We start from the raw sequence: 18,269 nt of genomic DNA on the forward strand, positions 1-18,269 counted from the left end.
AATGAAAGAAATGAGCGAGCGAAGGCCTGAAGAAAATATGGAACTGCGCCGATTTTTATCAGCTGGCCAATGGCATTATCTGTGTAAACCTGCAATCTTCAGCAAAGCTGAACAACCCGCTGCTTTACAATCCCGCCACCAAACATTATATTTGGCTGGCCGGTGTAGGAAGCGATAAAAAAATAAACTACCTCCCTCTTTTTGAAGACCGGGTGTATGGCGCTTATAATAACTTTTTATATACGGTTGTTTCCGCCAAACTCCTGTTTCAAAATATGCTGGTCACCGGCGCAAAACCCTCGCAACAGGAGCATCCGGCCCTTTACAACCTGTTTACAACAGGGTCGGTAATGAGCAACCCGGTCATTGTTGCGCTGAAACCAAAAAAAGACCAGCAATAAATAATGCTGTTTGGACAAACAATATATATATTTCTCCCCCATTTATCGGGGGATGAATTGGTGACTTTTACACATCGGGGGAATGTTCAGTTTTTTATCCCTTGACCAGTATAGCACAACGGCAGTATAGGCTTTAGCTACCGGAGAAAGAACTATCCCTAATTAAAAAAGCACCCCGGATGGGGTGCTTTTTTCAGACCAATAAGGTCTGAAAGAGCTTATTGCTTATCCTAACGCTACTCTTTTGAACTCGGTAACTTTTACATCACCGCTCTCCTTCAGGTAGTCGGCAACCGATTTTCCGGCGTCTTTTACAAAAGCCTGGGCGGTTAAGGTTTGTTCTTTAAAGAAAGCGCCTAATTTACCTTCGGCAATTTTGGCCAGCATTTCTTCCGGCTTTCCGGCCATCTTTGGATCTTCTTTCATAATATCGATGATCACTGCCTTCTCACGCGCCACCACATCTGCGGGAACGCTGGAGGCATCTACCGCCACCGGGCTTAATGCAGCCACCTGCATGGCGATATCCTTGCCCACTTCTTCCGCTTCTTTATCCAGGCCCACCAGCACACCAATACGGTAAGCTCCGTGAATATAAGAGGCTACATAAGGTGCATTGATTCTTTCGAACTTGGTGATACCAATTTTTTCACCGATGGACGCCAGCTTATCATTTACCAGGTCGGCAATTTTTGCACCGCCAATTTCAACTGCATTCAGTTCGTCTGCGCTTTGAACATCGTTTGCAATAGCGGCATCTGCAATGCTTTTTACAAATGCTACAAAATCTTCATTTTTGGATACAAAATCCGTTTCGCAGCTTACACATACCACAATCCCGGATTTATTATCGGCAGTGGTTTGTGCTACTACAACACCTTCTTTTGCTTCGCGATCGCTTCTTTTGGCGGCCACTTTTTGTCCCTGCTTGCGCAGCCAGTCAATAGCAGCTTCAAAATCGCCGTTTGTTTCTGTTAATGCTTTACGGCAATCCATCATGCCGGCGCCTGTTGCCTGGCGCAGCTTATTAATATCCTGTGCGGTTATAGTCATTTTTTTTGTTTAAAGTTTGATGCCTGCCTGCGGCAGACAGGCTTAAGGTTTTCGGTTTAGCGTATCCAATCTTAAACCCGGCCTGTTTATGAAATGATATCTTTAATACCCCGGCTCAACCATTTCTTACGGGGTCGGGTAAAACTGATTAAGGTTCAAGATCCAAAATCTGATTTTTAAGACATCGGCCTTAACTTCAAACCTCGAACCTCAAACCTTAAACGTCTATTATCTTCTGGGGGCTCCGCCTCTTGAACCACCACCGCCTCCGGTAGTTGTTCTGCGACGCTGACCCTGGCCGGCGCCTGCTGCCGTACCGGTTCCTCCGGCACTGCGTCCGCGGCCTCCGCGGCCCGCTTCTGCTTCTGCTTCAGCCTGTATTTTTGCTGCTTGTTTTTCTTTTTCGTCTGCAAAGTTATCTTCAACATCCTCATCTTTTGCAGCCTGTCTTTCGCTCAAACCTTCTGCAATGGCTGCAGTGATATAGTTTACAACAATTGCAATGGATTTGGTAGCATCATCGTTGGCAGGGATGGCGAAGTCTACTTTATTAGGATCTCCGTTTGTATCCACCACACCAAAAGTGCCGATGCCCAGGCGTTTTGCTTCCGCAAGCGCAATGTGCTCATGACCGATATCAACAATGAACAAAGCAGCAGGAACACGACCCAGCTGGGCAATTCCTCCCAATACTTTTTCCATTTTGTCTTTATCGCGGCTCAATGTCAGGCGCTCTTTTTTCGTAATACTGTCGAAAGAACCGTCACTCAGCATTTTTTCAATGCTCTGCATTTTCTTAACCGATTTGCGTACGGTATTGAAGTTGGTAAGCATACCACCCAGCCAACGCTCGGTAACATAGGGCATACTTACTCTTTGTGCGCACTCCGTAACAATATCTTTCGCTTGTTTCTTGGTGCCTACAAAAAGGATTTTTTTGCCGCTACGCGCAATTTGTTTCATTGCAGCTGCAGTTTCCTGCAGGCATTCTACCGTTTTATTTAAGTCGATGATGTGAATGCCTTTTTTCTCAGCAAAAATGTACGGCAACATTTTAGGATTCCATTTCTTTTTTAAGTGTCCGAAATGTACCCCTGCTTCCAGAAGCTGCTGTTGTAAGGATGTATTATTATTTTCCATCTAACTAATTTGAAAATGTGATAATTTGATAATTTGAAGATACAAGGATTAACGCTTGCTGAACTGGTAGCTCTTTCTTGCTTTTTTGTGACCAAATTTCTTACGCTCAACAGAACGCGGATCTCTCCTTAACAGCCCCGCTGCTTTTAATGCCGGACGAAATTCCGCATTTACCGCTACCAATGCACGGGAAATACCCAGCATAGCCGCTTCGGCCTGTCCTTTTACGCCACCGCCGGTTGCGGTGATCTTTACATCAAACTTATCAGCTGCCTCAACAGCTTTCAGCGGGCGCTCTACCTGGTTTTGCAGGTAAACCAGGGAAAAATAGTTTTTATAATCTTTATCGTTAACAGTAATGGCACCGGTACCCTTGGATAAGAAGACACGGGTAATGGCTTCTTTACGGCGTCCTACGGCATTTTTTTGCTTTTCCATTTATTTATAATTTCTTATTTGGAATTTAGGATTTGAAATTTAGAACTTCAGCTCTTTTGGCTGTTGTGCAGTATGCGGATGAACACCTCCTGCATACACAAATAATTTTTTATACATTTTGCGTCCCAGACGATTTTTAGGAAGCATCCCTTTTACCGCTCTTTCGATAATTACTTCGGGACGGCGCTTTTGCAGCTCAGCGGCACCTTCTTCTTTACGTCCACCGGGGTACCCGCTGTAAGTGTCATAAACCTTTTGATCCATTTTGCTACCGGAAAGCTTTACTTTTTCGCAGTTGATTACAATAATGTAGTCGCCGGTATCTACGTGAGGGGTATAAATGGCTTTGTTTTTACCGCGCAGAATAGCTGCAATGCGGGAACACATACGTCCTACAGTTTGATTAGTACCATCTACAACGTACCAGTTACGCTGCACGGTAGCCTCGTTCGCATGTTTCGTGGTGAAATGTTGTTTACTCATTTTAATATTTATATTTTTTAGTGAATCCGGGCTATCCCCCGGCCCTTCCCCGATTGCTATCGGATTTTAAGGGAGTGCAAAAGTAGATGAGTATTCTCTAAAAAACAACGAAAAACAGGGGTATTTTTTATAACACCTCTGCAACGAATTGATTTTCAGTAAAATTTTTGCTTTCTATTTTTATCCGGCGATCCCAAAAACATCACCGGCGGCCTTTTTTATAACCGGAAGGTGAGTAACAGCCCGGATCTGATACCTGCCCAGGGCCCGCTGAGGCCGATTTTTCCGCCATTGGCATCAACATAAATGGTTTCTTTGGTCAGCGGTATATCCACTTTTTTCAATTGGGTCCGCAGCTCTTCCTGGTCATCCGGAGAAAGCGTGGGGCTCGATTTTCCGGAAATGTCCCCGCTGGCGCCGCCAATGCCGGGGCCGGCGATCCAAAAATCCAGTCCCAGCGTTTTTCCCAACTGCCATTGGGCGCCCATCAGCAGCCCGCCAGTATGTGCCGTAACTTTTCCGGAGGCGTCAATGTCGTAATGCTCCCCGTTTTCATCAAATGAGAACCGGCCTTCTTTTATGGTATATTGGGCAAACCGGTAATAGGGGGCCAGGTAAAAGCCCCGTCCGTAACCTTTGCGGCCCGGGTAAAAACGCAGCTCGGGTGTAATGGCATAGTTGGAAAACTTTAGTTTGTCGATGGCCTCGTTGACAAAATCGATATCCTCATCCACAATTTTCTTCCTAATCTCCTGTCTGAAGGGAAGAGTGGAGGCGGGCATGATCCTTGCGCCAAGGGCCAGCGACAGGCGTTTGGTCAGCACCTGCTCATATTGAACCGAATAGTTTTTGAGCACCGGGGAAATAAGGTTCAGCTTTATAATGGAACGTTTGGATTGCAGACCGTCTGCGGAGACCAGGTTTTGCGATAAAGTCAGCTGGTAAAGAAATACAAGCAGGAGGGTTGAGAAAAATTTCATAAATAGTAGTTTCCTGCTAAATTAAACAAAAAATAAGATGGCGCCCCGGGCAAACGAAGCAGGTCATCTTAGAAGTTCATTAGAACCAAAACCCGGCTATTTTACGCTACAAAAAAATGGATTATGCCCTTTCAGCGCTATGGGGAACCATAAAACATTGATTCCTTCTCCCTAAAAGCACGGTATGCCGGTGCTTTTTTCAGCCGTACCAACTTACCCGGTAACGGTTACCAGAAACTCCTCTACTGCCAGCGGATCCTCCGCCATTTCCCAAACCCGCTTCTGCACCAGCCGCACACGGGAGGTGCCGGGCTTCAGTCCTTTAATAATAACCTCCGTTTTAACAGCCCCCCCAATCCCCTTTTTTTTAACGGTATCCGGCGTTGCGGATGAGCGAAACGTTATCGCCGCTACGGATTCATTGTTGTGCTCTACCACCCAGCTATACCCTGCGCCACCCAAACTATCCAGTTTAAAGGAATGCAATGCTCCCGTTTTCAGGTTGATCGTTTTCATTAATAGCAAAATTAAAAAAAGGACCGATTCGTGAGGACACGAACCAGGGCGGAAGCAACCAGCAAAATGTAAAATATTGAATATCCAATGTAAAACCCGCCTCAACAGTTATTACGGCAGGTGCAGAAATGAGCCCCCGCTATACTTTGTCCCGTATAAACTCATGCACGCTTATGTTTCGTCTTTGCTCAGTATAAGGACAAATCGATCACTTTTTATCGCTTGCGCCATATATAACCAACGAGCTCTCTTTCATAAACGACTACTCCTTTTTCATTTTACATGCTTTATTCAAAGAGGCTGTATTCAAAAGTCTCTATTTTGTCATGCCGTCCCGATGGCGATCGGGATTGTTTCGGCATCTAAAGATGATTGTTAGTCAATAGATGCTGAAACAAGAATAGATCCCGGGTCAAGCCCGGGATGAAATCTTCAGAACGACATCACGCTGTAAAGCGACTTATGAGACAGCCACTCTACATGAATACCGGCCGGTCCGTTACCAAACATACAGTTCATACACCTTATTGTCTGCTTCGGTTCTTACGTTTACAATGCTGTTTTTATCGCGCCCATGTGCGCCAATCATTAAAAGCGCCAGGAAAGCCTGGGTATTGGTTTCCTTTATTTTCTTCCATCCCAGGCCGGTAATATTAAGAAAGGCATTATTATTTTCGGCCTTGCCCCAGGTTTGCACAATACGGGTATTATTGTTCCAGGCGGTGAGGCCGGCTTCTTCCTGCATGGGTATCAGTACCGGTTCGTTGGCCGCTTTGGCTTTTTTTACGGTTGATACGGTTTGGGCCAGCGGTGCGCTAAACTGTTTTCCGGATTTTTTTGTTGCGGCTTTTTTTGCCGCGGTTTTCTTTGTTGCCATGATTATGCCAGATTAAATAGTTGAATAATAAAATTGCTGTTTAGTTATAAATTTCATCTACCAGGCCGTTTGTTAAATGAATACTTACGGCCGTGCCCCGGTTCTTGGCGGAGATGCACTGGGTAAGCAGGTTCAAATGAATGTTATCACTTGCATTTGAGATCTTCCTCCAGCCAAAGTCCTGTATATAGGCCCAGGCATTGTTGGGGGCATCGTTTGACCAGAGGCCGATTATTTTTTTGGCGCCGGTCCAGTAGGTTTCCACAATGCTGTTAACGCCCTGCATGGAGGAGTCAATCCCACACTGACCATAGCCGATCCTGAAGAAACCGCCATCGCCCCAGCCCGGCCCCCAGCTGTTTTTGCAGATCCAGCATTGCAGGATATCATCATAGCCGACTACAGACACACAGTGGCCGCCTTCTACATGATTATTGGCCCTGCGGTAAACACCCGAGCGATAACTGAAAAAGTCGGTATAAACGGTAAAGCAAGCCACCAGTGGTCCGCGGGTACTTAACCAGTCCTTCATGGCAGCGGGGTTGGTAAGATTGGTATAACCCGAAATCTTTAAGGCCCTGTTGGCGGCGTCACCGCAGGTATTGCAAGGCTGGTTAACCGGGGTGTAAGGAAAGCAGGCTTCATCCACCAGTCCTTTATCTCTAAAGGCCTTGAGCGCATTCTCCGGCCACCACCCGTTTTGGCAATTCCGGCCTTCACTGCGGGCATAGCAGTAAAAAAGCTGCGCCTCGGAAAAATCGATCGTCAGCGCGGGCGCGCCCCGCTGTATCCGGAATGCGGTTTCGGCAGTAGCAATTACGCCAAAGGCAACACAGGATCCGCAGGGGTTCTGGTTTTTGATCGATGTTACATAGTTACCCCCATTGGCATTCCTCCAATCAAATGACGTGGGATAGCCATAGGCCTTGGGCTTACGGATCCCTTTTCCGGCCGCGCTCAGCTTAAAAGCCCGGAACGATCGCAATGCCGCTTCTTCCCGCGCAGCCAGTGATTTTTCATGTGGACCCGGAACAAAGCCCAGTAAATATTGCCGGTCTTCCTCTGCAAGCGCCGTATACTCATTACTGGCGGCCTCCCAACCCAGGTTTTCCCGGGCAATGGACAATTGTATGTCCCTTACATTAATCTTTGACATGTGTTTAATTTTCTTTATTAAAAAATTGGATTTGAATGATGTTCCTGTCCGCCGGTACCTGCGGGCATAGCATCTCCCGGCAGCGATTCAAACAGTATCAACCACTGCAGTAACTTTATCCGTATACTTCGCTCCGATAACCCGGGGAAGCCTTTATAGCCAATTGATTCGTCCCTTGCTCAGTATAAGCACGGTTAGCTATTCAACATCGCGGACGGTCCAGAAATCCTGGCAAAATGTCGGGTTGGAAATATAGGCATAAGGCATCCAGAAATACCCGCCGATCCCCCACTTTTTACTCCATGAGTTGCGTACCAGCACCATCTGCTTTTCATCGCTGTAGCCTACCGCCAGCACGGCATGTCCACCCACCAATGATTCTTTCGCAATATCTGGCAGAGGCATGATACCTGTTTCTGCAACTTTCCGGGTCATAAAACTTTCATACACGCTAAAACCAAATGAAAAAGGATATCCTTCGGCCAGACAGCCTTTAATAGAGGTAAGATTCACAGGTACCCTCCAGTAAGAAAGTACCTGATTTTTTAAAGCAGCCTTATAGCAGGCCGCGGGCGGCTTTTGGGCAAAGGCGGCTTCTTTATAAGGCCAATCCTTTTCGGGGCAGATGCCTTGTTTGTTCAACGACTTAATACCATCCCGGAGAAAAGCACCGCTATCGGATTGCACCGTGTTCATGAGCACCCGCTCGTTGTAATACAGGAAGAGCCGGGACGGACGAAACGTTTTTTTGCGCAATTTTTTCTTTCCAAATTCAAAAGCGGCACCCAATGCATTGGCAGTACAACTACCCAGCGCACCCTGGTCGTATACGGGCGGGCAGGTTTTTCGCAGATCCGTTTTTGCCGGCAACTTCTGCATCACTTTGAGCGGAGCAGCGTACATAAAATCCCTGGCATCGGGAAGATCGGGTATCCATCCAAGATATCGGTTCTGCAGTTGAGAAGAAGGCTTTGCCATTACTTTTATTTTTTAGGTGTGGGCATCTTTTAACAATACAATATTACACTGCTGTGAAAGGGATGTCAATACCTGAATTGAGCGAAAGGACTATTACGCAAAACCGGTAGTATTTTTACGGTACCGGAGATACCAATGCACCAGAAGGGGAAATGCGCTATTTTTATTGCTCAAAAAACGATACAACGATGGCGATACCTGAAACAATTATGAATGAATTAGCGCAACCCTATGCACTTACAGAAGAGCAAACCGGCTTTTATGAAACCAACCGTTTTATCAAACTGAAGCAGGTACTATCTCCCGGAGCGGTGGCTTATTTCAGCAAGGCTATTTCGGAACAGGTAGCCAAAATGAATACGGTAACAACAACGCTGGACGAGCGCGACACCTATGGCAAGGCCTTCCTGCAATTGTTTAACCTGTGGCGCGAAAGCGATGAAGTACGCGCCCTCATCTTCAGCAAACGTCTGGGTAAAATTGCAGCCGACCTGATGCGGGTGGAAGGGGTACGGATGTACCACGACCAGGCATTGTTTAAAGAAGGCGGCGGCGGCATCACCCCCTGGCATGCCGACCAGTACTACTGGCCGCTGGAAACCGACAAAACCATTACCGCCTGGATACCCTTACAGGAAACGCCGTTGGAGATGGGGCCGCTCGAATTCAGCGCCGGCAGCCACCAGATTGTTGAAGGGCGTGAACTGGCCATTGGCGATGAAAGTGAAAACCTGATCCAACAGCGCCTGCGCGTAACGGATTTTAAACACGTTATTGAGGCCTTTGACCTGGGAGAGATCAGCTTCCATTCAGGTTGGGTATTTCACCGCGCGGGCGCCAACACTACCAGCGATATGCGTCGTGTGATGACGATCATTTATATGGACCGCGACATGCGGTTAAAAGCTCCCGAAAATAAAAACCAGCAAAACGACTGGGATACCTGGTGCCCCGGTGCACAGATTGGCGCCATCATTGATTCGCCCATTAATCCGGTGTTGTACGAGCCCGGTTGATCAGCGCAATTTTGACAGGAATAAAGCAAACAGGCATTCATATTAATGGGCAACCGGGAACGATTACGACAAACCAGCCAGCGCAATAGCCGGGCCTACCGGATATACTTTTTATTAAACTTGTAAAGCTTACCGGGGCGGTGCGGTACATCTTCCTCCATTTCATTGAGGTCTACCAGCCAGTTTTTCAACGTAATTTTTTTACGGAAGTTGCGGCGGTCGAGCGGTGTATTCAAAATAGATTCATACAACTCCTGCAGCGATCGTAGTGAAAACTTTTCATTGAGCAGGTTATGCACCACAGGGTGCTCTTCTATCTGCCCGCGCAAATGCTGCAGGCAGGTAGTCAGGATCTCCTTATGATCAAAAGCGAGCCTGTAAGCGCCATTTACCGGGTGCCAGCGCAGGTCATTATTATTAATCTTCAGCTTGTGATTATTGATATTGACCAGCGAGTAATAGGCCGCAGAAACCACCCTCCCGGATGGGTGCCGCTCTACGGCTCCAAAGGTATGCACCTGCTGCAGGAATACATCATCCAGATCCGTACGCTCCTTCAGCACCCGGTACGATGCTTCGTCCAGGTCCTCATCCGGTTTCACCAGGTCGCCCAGCAAGGAATACATCCCGGCAAACTCCTTTAAATCCGATTTGATCAGAAGCACTTTTAATGCTTTGTCTTCATAGCCGAAAATGACACAGTCCACCGATACAGCAATCCGGAAATACTCCAGGTGACTGCTTTTCTCCAGCGCGGCCGTTTTCAGATTTGAATTTTTGCTCATTGTTTTCGTGATGGCAGCAAAAGTACAATTTGCCACATAAAAATGCGGCGATTTTCAACTGCCAGCTCACTCAGAACATTAACGACCGATTGTTTGCTTAATCACAATAAAAAGTTAAAGAACCTACGACAATGTCGTAACAAAGAAAACCGGGGTATCTTTCGCAAAACTTTTTATGAGACGTTTTTTGATCGCTGCCTTGATACTCCTGGTTCACTTTACGGCCCCTGCACAGGACCAGTCCTTATATATAGTACCCGAAGGTGCACTGGGCATAAAGGCCTCCAACCTTTTTTCGGATATCCGGCTGATTCCCCTCGAAACCAATAAAACCAGCTATTTCAACAATATGGCCGATTTTTTGGTAACCCCGGACCGGCTGATCTTTATGGACAACGAATCCAACTCCATCCTCATATTTAATAAGGAAGGAAAATTTTTACATAAATACAGGAAGAAAAAATATAAACTGGGGGGCTTGCAATACAACTACGCCAAAAATGCCGTGTTTTTTACAAGCTCCAATAAAAACTATACCATCCCGCTTCCCAAGGCCCAGCAAATGACCGAACACCCCGGCGACAGGGATTTTTCGAAATACAAAAACATGGAGCTCCTGTACCTGGGTGCCGGTAAAAATTACGGTATTGAAAAACTCCCGGTACCTTATTATGCCCTAAACTCCCTGTACTATATGAATGGCCGGTACCTGTTACAAAACAACCGCTATAACAAATACCTCAAGGACACGGTGGCCTACCATTTAAGTATTATGGATGGCAATAAGAAAACAGCTGCTTATTTCCCGTTTCTGAATGTCCCCAAACTTCCGCCCGATTTTGACGACATCCGGGTCAATATTGACCGGACCTCAAACGACAGTACCGTCTATATCAAAAAAGATTATGATAATACCATCTATAAACTGGTGAATGACTCGCTGACACCGGCTTACCGGTTTGTTTTTCCGGCGGCCAACACGATGCCGGCCACTTTTTTTACCACGGCTTTTAAAAACAATATCGACTTCACCAATTATAAATCAAAATACACCAAGGCAGCCCGATCGTTTTTTAACATCATTGACCTGCCTTCTGTTTTGTTCTTTGGCATGAACGATAATTCCTGGGGAAGCAAGCGTTATGTGTTTAACAAAAAGTCGTCATCGTTGTACGATCTTTCCAAAACCACCTCCGACAGCAGTACCTACTTTCTTCCATCGGGCATGTTTTCCAAAATCAGTAATTACGACAACGATTATGTATACACTTTCGTTTCGCCTGCCGATCTGCTGAAGGAAAAAACAGCGATCCTTGCAAAGTACAACAATACGCCTCCCCCCCTGTTAAAACAGTTATTGGATAGCATTGAAAAATTCAGTAACCCCGTTATCATTCAATTAAAAGTTAATCCTGCTGCAAAATGAGACGCCTTATTCTTGTAACCCTGATCCTGATCCCCTCCCTGGTTTTTGCTCAAAAAAGAACCGGTGCCGTAAAAGGTGTCTTGTATGATTCGATTAATGATTATGCACTGCAGTCCGCATCCGTTACCGTTTTTAAGCAGGCCGACTCCAGTATTGTGGAATTCCAGCTCACCAATACACAGGGTGAATTTGACATCAAAAACATCCCGGCCAAAACAGCGCTTTACTGTATTATTTCCTACACCGGGTATCGTCCGTTTGTAAAAAATTTTCAGCTGGATACCGTTACCATGGTCACCAACCTTGGTAAACTATTTATGACACGCCCGGATAAGGACGAGATGGAGGAAGTAGTTGTTAAAGCCGTACAGCCCCTGCGTATGAATGGCGACACGCTTGAGATTAATCCCGATGCCTTTAAACTGGATTCCAATGCCGTTGTGGAAGACATGCTGTTACGGGTACCGGGGCTTACCGTATGGGGCGATGGCACCATTACCATGAATGGCCGCAAACTGGAAAAAGTATACGTGGACGGAAAACCGTTTTTTGGCGGCGCCACCCAAACTGCAACGCAAAACCTTCCTAAAAACGCCATTGAAAAGATCCAGCTTTACCAGGAAAAAGACGTTTCAAAGCTGACCAATACAGAGGAAAAAACGGATTCGCTTTACTCGATGAACATCAAACTGAAAGCCGACAAGAAAAAAGGCATGTTTGGTAAAATAGGCGCCGGCTATGGAACAGACGATCATTATACCGGCGATGGCGTGATCCAGGTTTACGACAAAAAGAACCAGGCCGGCATTGCCATCGGCATCAATAATATCAATAAAGAAGAAGGAACAGGTGAGAATGCCTTTATGGATAATACTTTTAAATCCAATTTCCGGATCTTCTATGGTGGGCGGGGCAATGCTAACGATGGCATTACGCGGAGGACCTATGGAAATCTCAAATGGCAGCACAGTTTTTCCGAATCGGACAACTCCCAGTTTTACAACCGCCTCACCACCGACTATGGCTTCCTTAATACCCGGAGGAACGTTACTTCTAACGGCAACAGGGAAGAAATCATCAACAACAACCGGCAAACATCGATCAGCAAGAATACCAGCATCAACGACAATACCAGCAATACGGTAAAGTTTCAATATGAAAATCGAAAAAAATTCGGAAACTTTGTCAACTTCAACGCCAACTATACCAATCAACACAGCAATAGCAGCTCCAATGCATCCACAAATATAACCCTCAACGACAGTATCAACACCAGCCGTACCAACAGCAGCAGCTACTCCAGCTCCAACAGCAATAGCTTCAATATGTTTGGCTGGCTGCGCTCTAACGATTTTGAGCTGCGCGATGATCCGCGAAAAAATTATTCAGTCAACTTTGGTGCCAACTACAACGAAAACCTTAGCAACCGTGCCACCGTAAACACCCTTGAGTCATTTGTTGATAGTATTTATACCAACACCATTGACCGTAAATACAATAACTACAGCAAAAACTATAATGCCTATGCCGATCTCAACTATGATGGGTTCCGGCAGCTCCTGTTTGGCATCTATAATTTTTTCAACATCAATATGTCCCTGGTCAACGGCATCAACCTCTCCAGGAGTGAGCAAAATGCAATGGTTGTTGACCGGGATGCACCCGATGCTCCGTACCGGATCAACAACTATCTAACCAACACCAATACGCTGAGCAGTTTTTCATATAATCCGGCGCTTAATTTCAATAAATCCTTCAACAAATCCGTTTGGGGCAAATACTACTACTGGTTAAGCTTTGGCGTCAACCTCCGCTACCAGTTCCAGACCCAGAAAAACGAATCCAGCATTTTGAACCGGAATATCGACCGGTCGTTCAATGCGTTTACACCCGGATTAAATGCCAACTTCAACTATCAAAAGGAAAACGCATTGCGGATCTATTCCTACTTATGGGCCAATACGAGCAACCAGCTACCCTCTATTGACCAGTTATATCCCATCATTGACAGCACGGAACGTTATAACGTTATAGTGGGCAACCCGCTGCTGAAAGCATCCAAAACCAAATATCTCAACTATAGTTTTGACATCAGCCGGGCCAAACCCAACAGCAAGAGCAATTACGGGGCAAGACTGGGCATCAATTTCAACAATATCAGCAGCGCCATCGGGGACAGCCTGGTGTACAATAGGGATTCCTCCGGAAAAAGCACCCGCTACCTCCTCAATGTGGCTTATCAGCGAAGCCTGGGGGCTAATCTGAATCTTAATTTCTCCCACAATATCGATAAGAAAAACACGATCAGTTTTACATATATCCCCTCACTGAACTCCTACATTCGCCCGGGTTATATTGATGGACGGCAATCCACATCCCGCAATCTTAGCTTGTCCAACAACTTCAACGTTCTCTATAACCTCATCGATAAGTTTAATATCAGCGTTGGCGAGATTATTGCCACCAACCGCAATCATCAGTCCAATAGTGACAGACAGGCGGCGGCCATCCGGAGCTATACTACCACCAGCAACGTCAATTACTTCATTAACAAAAACCTTACGCTGAACACATCGGTAAATTATCAGACCAACAACTCGGCTCAGCAGGATGCCAGGGCGTTTACCATCTGGAATGCCAATGCGATTTATCGCTTTATGCAGCAAAAAGCCGAGCTAAAGCTATCAGCCTTTGACCTGTTAAAACAAAACAAGAACATCGACAACAATTTAGGATACAACTATGCATCCACTACTGTTTCCAATGGCCTGCAGCAATATTTTATGATCACTTTTTCCTACTACCCAAGAAAATTCGGGGGCGGCAGCGGCAGGCGTCCGCCAGCGCCCCGAGGTCCAATGATGATCATGGTGCAGTAAGTATTTAAACGCAAAGGGCGCAATGAATACGCAAAGTTCGCAGGGAGGAAGACTATCGGCAAATAACCTTAGCGAACCTTGCGGTTAAACAGCATCCTTTGCGGTTAACTTTTTAAATCCGAAATTGCGCCTATGTATACAAAGGAAGAAATACTGGCGCTGCAGGAACAAACCCGTTCTTTTTTAAAAGAAGGAAAACATTTGCCGGCAACCCCGGAAGAACTGGAAACCCTGCGAAATGTTTTACGTTTTCATGAACACCGCTACTATGTACAGGATGATCCGCTCCTGGCCGATACGGAGTATGACCTCCTGTATAAAATGCTGGAGGCCGTTGAAAAAGACCAGCCGGACTGGGTTACAAAAGATTCGCCCACGCAACGGGTAGGCAAAAGCCTGAACGGCAGTTTTGTAACCGTACAGCACCTCGTACCCATGCTGTCGCTGGACAACTCCTATAACAGCGATGATCTGAAGGACTTTGACCGCAAAGTGCTGCAATTGTCCAAAAAGGATCATGTCACTTATTGTGTAGAACCTAAATTTGATGGCGGAAGTATTTCACTGATCTATGAAAATGACCTGCTGGCAAGAGGCGCCACCCGGGGCAATGGTGTAGAAGGCGATGAAATCACCACGAATGTGCGCCAGATCCGGAGCGTACCGCTTTCTGCAGCATTCAGCAAATACGGGATCCAGCAGATCGAAATACGCGGTGAAGTGCTGATCAACAAAAGCAATTTTAAAAAATACAATGACGAGCTCATAGAAAAGGGACTAGCACCCCTGGCCAACCCCCGAAATGCGGCATCAGGTACCCTCCGCATCAAGGACCCCGCAGAAGTGCGGCGCCGCAACCTGGAGGCCTTTGTATACCATATCAGCGACTATACCTTGCTACCCGAACATGCGCTTCCCGAAGCGCTGCAAACCCATGAGGGATCATTGAAACTATTATGGGAACTGGGTTTCCGAAGCCCCGTAAAGGAATTGAAAACCTTTGACCGGATCGAAAAAGTGGTTGACTACTGTCTTGAATTCGAAGCCCAGAGAGACCAGCTTCCCTATGAGATTGATGGAATGGTGATCAAAGTAAATGCCATCGATGTACAGGAGCAATTGGGTATGACCTCCCACCACCCCCGCTGGGCCATTGCCTTTAAATTCAAAGCCCGGCAGGCCACCAGCAAACTGCTGGAAGTAAAGTTTCAGGTGGGCCGCACAGGCTCCATTACACCGGTAGCCAAAATTGAGCCCGTTTTTATCGGGGGCGTTACTGTAAGCTCCATATCGCTTTTCAATGAAGATGTGATCAAAGAAAAGAACCTGATGATCGGCGATACCGTATTGGTAGAACGTGCCGGTGATGTGATTCCCTATATTGTAAAATCGCTGGAAGAACTGCGGACTGGTGCAGAAACCCCCATCCTGTTTCCGAAAGACTGCCCTGTCTGTAGCAGCCCGCTGTTTAAAGAGGAAGGAGAAGCCGTTTGGCGCTGTATCAATATCGAATGCGCCGCACAGGTGGTGGAGCGTATGATCCATTTTGTGAGCAAGGATGCATTGGATATCCGCGGCTTTGGGGAGGCCAATGTCCGCAAGTTTTATGAACTCGGCTGGCTGAAAGACATTCCGGGTATTTATAAACTGGACTTTGAAAAACTGGGCACACTGGAAGGATTTGGAAAAAAATCCATTGACAACCTGCAGCAGGCCATCGAAAAAAGCAAGGAACACCCCCTGCACCGCATCCTCTTTGGATTGGGCATCCGCTTTGTGGGTGAAACCACCGCCAAAGTGCTGGCCAATAAGGTAGGCCACCTGCTGGAGCTGCAAAGTTTTTCGCAGGAGGAGCTGCAGGGCCTGGAGGACATTGGTCCCAAAGTAGCCGGCAGTATTGTACACTTCTTTAGTACCGCCTCCAATATCGAAATGATCAAAGAACTGGAGGCCCTGGGCGTGCAACTGACCAATACCCACAAACAACTGGCTGCCGCAGGCGCCCTTGAAGGGCAAACTTTTTTATTTACCGGCACCCTTCCTACGCTAAAACGCAGTGAAGCCGAAGCAATGGCCGAAGCCCAGGGCGGAAAGATCCTCGGCGGGGTGAGCGCTAAACTGAACTACCTGGTAGTTGGGGAGGATGCAGGCAGCAAACTGGAAAAGGCAAAAAAGATCAACACCATAAAGATCATTTCTGAAGCAGAATTTTTAAAGATGGTGGAGTAAGCTACAGCCGCCACAAAGACCCTAAGGCTCTAAGAAACACAAAGAGTCTGGCTTTCTTCGTGCGTCCTGGTGTCTTTGAGCCTTCGTGCTCCTCTGCGTCATTGCGTGAAATAAACTACAGCGAGCCGCTCTGTGCCTTTCAGTGTTTCGGTGGCAAAAATCAAGCGTAAAAAAACTTCAGTGCCTCAGTGGCATCAAAAAATAAATTTGGTGGATTCCCTCTCACCATTTTATATTTGCAGTGTACTATTTAATTAATACACTAAAACAGTAGTATGATTGCTTTAAAAGAGATTTCGTTTACTTACAAAAAAGCCAGCGTCCTCAAAGGAGTTACGGAGGTTTTTAACCGGGGGCAAATCTATGGCCTGCTGGGCGATAATGGAGTTGGAAAAACCACCTTGCTCAAACTCATGAGCGGACTCCTGTTTCCCGCAGCGGGTACCATAACCATACAGGGAGCAGCTCCTCAATGCCGGCGCCCTTCTTTTCTCCGGTCCGTTTTCTTTGTTCCGGACAATACTTTTTTCCCCGGCATCAGCATTCCCCAATATGTGGAAGGATATGCGCCCTTTTATCCGCAGTTCAGCAAAAAACAATTCATCCGTTGTCTTACGGCCTTTAATATCGGGTACGACAATGATATTGAAGCCCTGAGTTTCGGGCAAAAGAAAAAACTGCTCCTGAGCTTTGCCCTGGCGGCCAATACGCCCTACCTCTTCCTGGATGAGCCCACCAATGGGCTGGATATCCCGTCAAAAGCCGCATTTAAAGAGCTCCTTTCGGGCTATATTGATGATACAAAACTGGTCATCATCAGCACCCACCAAATAAACGATGTGAATAACTTGCTGGACCATGTTTCCATCCTCCATAACGGGCAGTTTGTTTTTTCGCAATCCGTGGAAGCCATCTCGCAACAACTTTTATTTGGCAATGAAACCGCTGCAGATGCAGAGATCCTCTTTGCGGAAGACACGTTCCGGGGACGGACAACGCTTACGGGCAACAACAGCGGATACCCTTCCGGCGTGGATCTTGAAATGCTGTATAAAGCCGTAATGGCCAATGAAGAAAAGATCAACCAGCTTTTTGCTCACCCCGAAAATAGCGTTATATGAACGAAACATTCAGCACCCACCGCTTTCTTCTGCTATTAAAGAAAGAGTGGATGGAAAATAAACGGCAATACCTGCTCAGTGTTACGGCCCTGTTCCTGCTGCTCAACATTATCCTGCTGTTGCAGATCTACCAGAGAGGCAACCGGAATTACAGCCCCGAGAATTTTTTACTTATTGGTCTTACCATGTTCTGTTTTCTGGGAACGGGGTATGCAATTACAACTTTTCAAAAATACCGGGCCGGGGAAAGCGCTGTTTTCCTGTTGGGTATTCCCGCATCCGCGGCCGAAAAACTATGCCTAGAACTGGTGAAAAATGTGGTGGTGTTTAATCTCACCTTCATCCTCCTGTTTAAAGCCACGGACGCGCTCTATACCTGGATAGCCACCGGTCATGTCTTGCCCATTGGCTATGTTTCTTCTGATATACACTACGAGGAAAGACAATTAGGGATCTTTGCCATTTGTTTAGCCATACAGGGATTTTTTATCTATTGTTCGCTTCACTTCAAAAAATATGCTTACCTGACCGGCATCGTCATTGCAGCTATTATCTTTTGGATGCTGGTAAAATATGCAAACTCCATCAGTACCTTTTTCAACATCGATGCCTGGACCTTCTCCAATCCGGATTTTAAACGAACGTACATTTCAACGACCAGCGAGAGCAATCCGTATATAGAGAACAGTTTCCTGATAAACCTGCTGAGGGCATTCTATATGTTTGGCTGGGGCCCCCTGTTTTACTGGGCTGCTTATTATAAACTAAAAGAAACGCAGGTTAAATAACAA

General features: G+C 46.5%; 17 protein-coding genes. 7 read left to right on the forward strand and 10 right to left on the reverse strand.

Translation table 11 applies throughout. From position 1 onward, the window contains the following. Positions 1-275: 275 nt before the first annotated feature. Positions 276-401 carry a hypothetical protein gene (locus tag GGU45_RS06095; protein ID WP_435222949.1) on the forward strand — a complete coding sequence of 42 codons (126 nt, stop codon included), beginning with the start codon at positions 276-278 and terminating at the stop codon, positions 399-401. Between the two features lie 225 nt (positions 402-626). On the opposite strand, the gene tsf is transcribed toward GGU45_RS06095, so the two are convergent. From tsf to GGU45_RS06140, 9 genes are all read right to left on the reverse strand, one after another. Continuing rightward, the gene (gene tsf / locus GGU45_RS06100; RefSeq protein WP_435222951.1) at positions 627-1,454 is read right to left on the reverse strand and encodes a translation elongation factor Ts; all 828 of its coding nucleotides are present in this window, start codon (positions 1,452-1,454) and stop codon (positions 627-629) included. A 228-nt stretch (positions 1,455-1,682) separates the two neighbouring features. Next, positions 1,683-2,594 carry a 30S ribosomal protein S2 gene (rpsB, locus tag GGU45_RS06105; RefSeq protein ID WP_435222953.1) on the reverse strand — a complete coding sequence of 304 codons (912 nt, stop codon included), beginning with the start codon at positions 2,592-2,594 and terminating at the stop codon, positions 1,683-1,685. A 48-nt stretch (positions 2,595-2,642) separates the two neighbouring features. Continuing rightward, positions 2,643-3,032, reverse strand: coding sequence for a 30S ribosomal protein S9 (rpsI, locus tag GGU45_RS06110; protein WP_435222954.1), 390 nt, complete (start codon positions 3,030-3,032; stop codon positions 2,643-2,645). Positions 3,033-3,071: 39 nt separating this feature from the next. Further along, positions 3,072-3,515 carry a 50S ribosomal protein L13 gene (gene rplM, locus GGU45_RS06115; protein WP_435222956.1) on the reverse strand — a complete coding sequence of 148 codons (444 nt, stop codon included), beginning with the start codon at positions 3,513-3,515 and terminating at the stop codon, positions 3,072-3,074. Between the two features lie 218 nt (positions 3,516-3,733). Next, a complete protein-coding gene (locus GGU45_RS06120; RefSeq protein ID WP_435222958.1) occupies positions 3,734-4,495 on the reverse strand; it encodes a DUF3575 domain-containing protein in 762 nt (253 codons plus the stop codon). 213 nt (positions 4,496-4,708) lie between these two features. Continuing rightward, positions 4,709-5,011: a protease inhibitor I42 family protein gene (locus GGU45_RS06125; protein ID WP_435222960.1), complete on the reverse strand. Its 303-nt coding sequence runs from the start codon at positions 5,009-5,011 to the stop codon at positions 4,709-4,711. 499 nt (positions 5,012-5,510) lie between these two features. Then, positions 5,511-5,888: a hypothetical protein gene (locus tag GGU45_RS06130; protein WP_435222962.1), complete on the reverse strand. Its 378-nt coding sequence runs from the start codon at positions 5,886-5,888 to the stop codon at positions 5,511-5,513. Between the two features lie 40 nt (positions 5,889-5,928). Then, positions 5,929-7,044 carry a C1 family peptidase gene (locus tag GGU45_RS06135; protein ID WP_435222964.1) on the reverse strand — a complete coding sequence of 372 codons (1,116 nt, stop codon included), beginning with the start codon at positions 7,042-7,044 and terminating at the stop codon, positions 5,929-5,931. 198 nt (positions 7,045-7,242) lie between these two features. Then, positions 7,243-8,022: a C1 family peptidase gene (locus tag GGU45_RS06140; RefSeq protein ID WP_435222965.1), complete on the reverse strand. Its 780-nt coding sequence runs from the start codon at positions 8,020-8,022 to the stop codon at positions 7,243-7,245. 188 nt (positions 8,023-8,210) lie between these two features. Here GGU45_RS06140 and GGU45_RS06145 point away from each other — a divergent pair, with 188 nt between their 5' ends. Then, on the forward strand, positions 8,211-9,038 hold the full coding sequence (locus GGU45_RS06145) for a phytanoyl-CoA dioxygenase family protein (RefSeq protein ID WP_435222967.1): 828 nt from the start codon (positions 8,211-8,213) through the stop codon (positions 9,036-9,038). 95 nt (positions 9,039-9,133) lie between these two features. On the opposite strand, the gene GGU45_RS06150 is transcribed toward GGU45_RS06145, so the two are convergent. After that, positions 9,134-9,823: an NUDIX hydrolase gene (locus GGU45_RS06150; RefSeq protein WP_435222969.1), complete on the reverse strand. Its 690-nt coding sequence runs from the start codon at positions 9,821-9,823 to the stop codon at positions 9,134-9,136. A 175-nt stretch (positions 9,824-9,998) separates the two neighbouring features. Between GGU45_RS06150 and GGU45_RS06155 the strand changes: the two genes are divergently transcribed. The 5 genes from GGU45_RS06155 to GGU45_RS06175 all read left to right on the forward strand — a co-directional run bounded on the left by GGU45_RS06155 (position 9,999) and on the right by GGU45_RS06175 (position 18,266). Next, positions 9,999-11,249, forward strand: coding sequence for a DUF4934 domain-containing protein (locus GGU45_RS06155; RefSeq protein ID WP_435222971.1), 1,251 nt, complete (start codon positions 9,999-10,001; stop codon positions 11,247-11,249). Further along, positions 11,246-14,128 carry an outer membrane beta-barrel protein gene (locus GGU45_RS06160; RefSeq protein ID WP_435222973.1) on the forward strand — a complete coding sequence of 961 codons (2,883 nt, stop codon included), beginning with the start codon at positions 11,246-11,248 and terminating at the stop codon, positions 14,126-14,128. Before GGU45_RS06155 ends, GGU45_RS06160 begins: the two co-directional genes overlap by 4 nt. A gap of 132 nt (positions 14,129-14,260) precedes the next feature. After that, positions 14,261-16,357 carry an NAD-dependent DNA ligase LigA gene (ligA, locus tag GGU45_RS06165; RefSeq protein WP_435222975.1) on the forward strand — a complete coding sequence of 699 codons (2,097 nt, stop codon included), beginning with the start codon at positions 14,261-14,263 and terminating at the stop codon, positions 16,355-16,357. Between the two features lie 275 nt (positions 16,358-16,632). After that, positions 16,633-17,478, forward strand: coding sequence for an ABC transporter ATP-binding protein (locus GGU45_RS06170; protein WP_435222977.1), 846 nt, complete (start codon positions 16,633-16,635; stop codon positions 17,476-17,478). Further along, the gene (locus GGU45_RS06175) at positions 17,475-18,266 is read left to right on the forward strand and encodes a hypothetical protein (RefSeq protein WP_435222979.1); all 792 of its coding nucleotides are present in this window, start codon (positions 17,475-17,477) and stop codon (positions 18,264-18,266) included. Before GGU45_RS06170 ends, GGU45_RS06175 begins: the two co-directional genes overlap by 4 nt. Positions 18,267-18,269 lie beyond the last annotated feature (3 nt).

The sequence above is a fragment of the Niabella hirudinis genome, assembly GCF_051201075.1.
GTDB lineage: Bacteria > Bacteroidota > Bacteroidia > Chitinophagales > Chitinophagaceae > Niabella > Niabella hirudinis.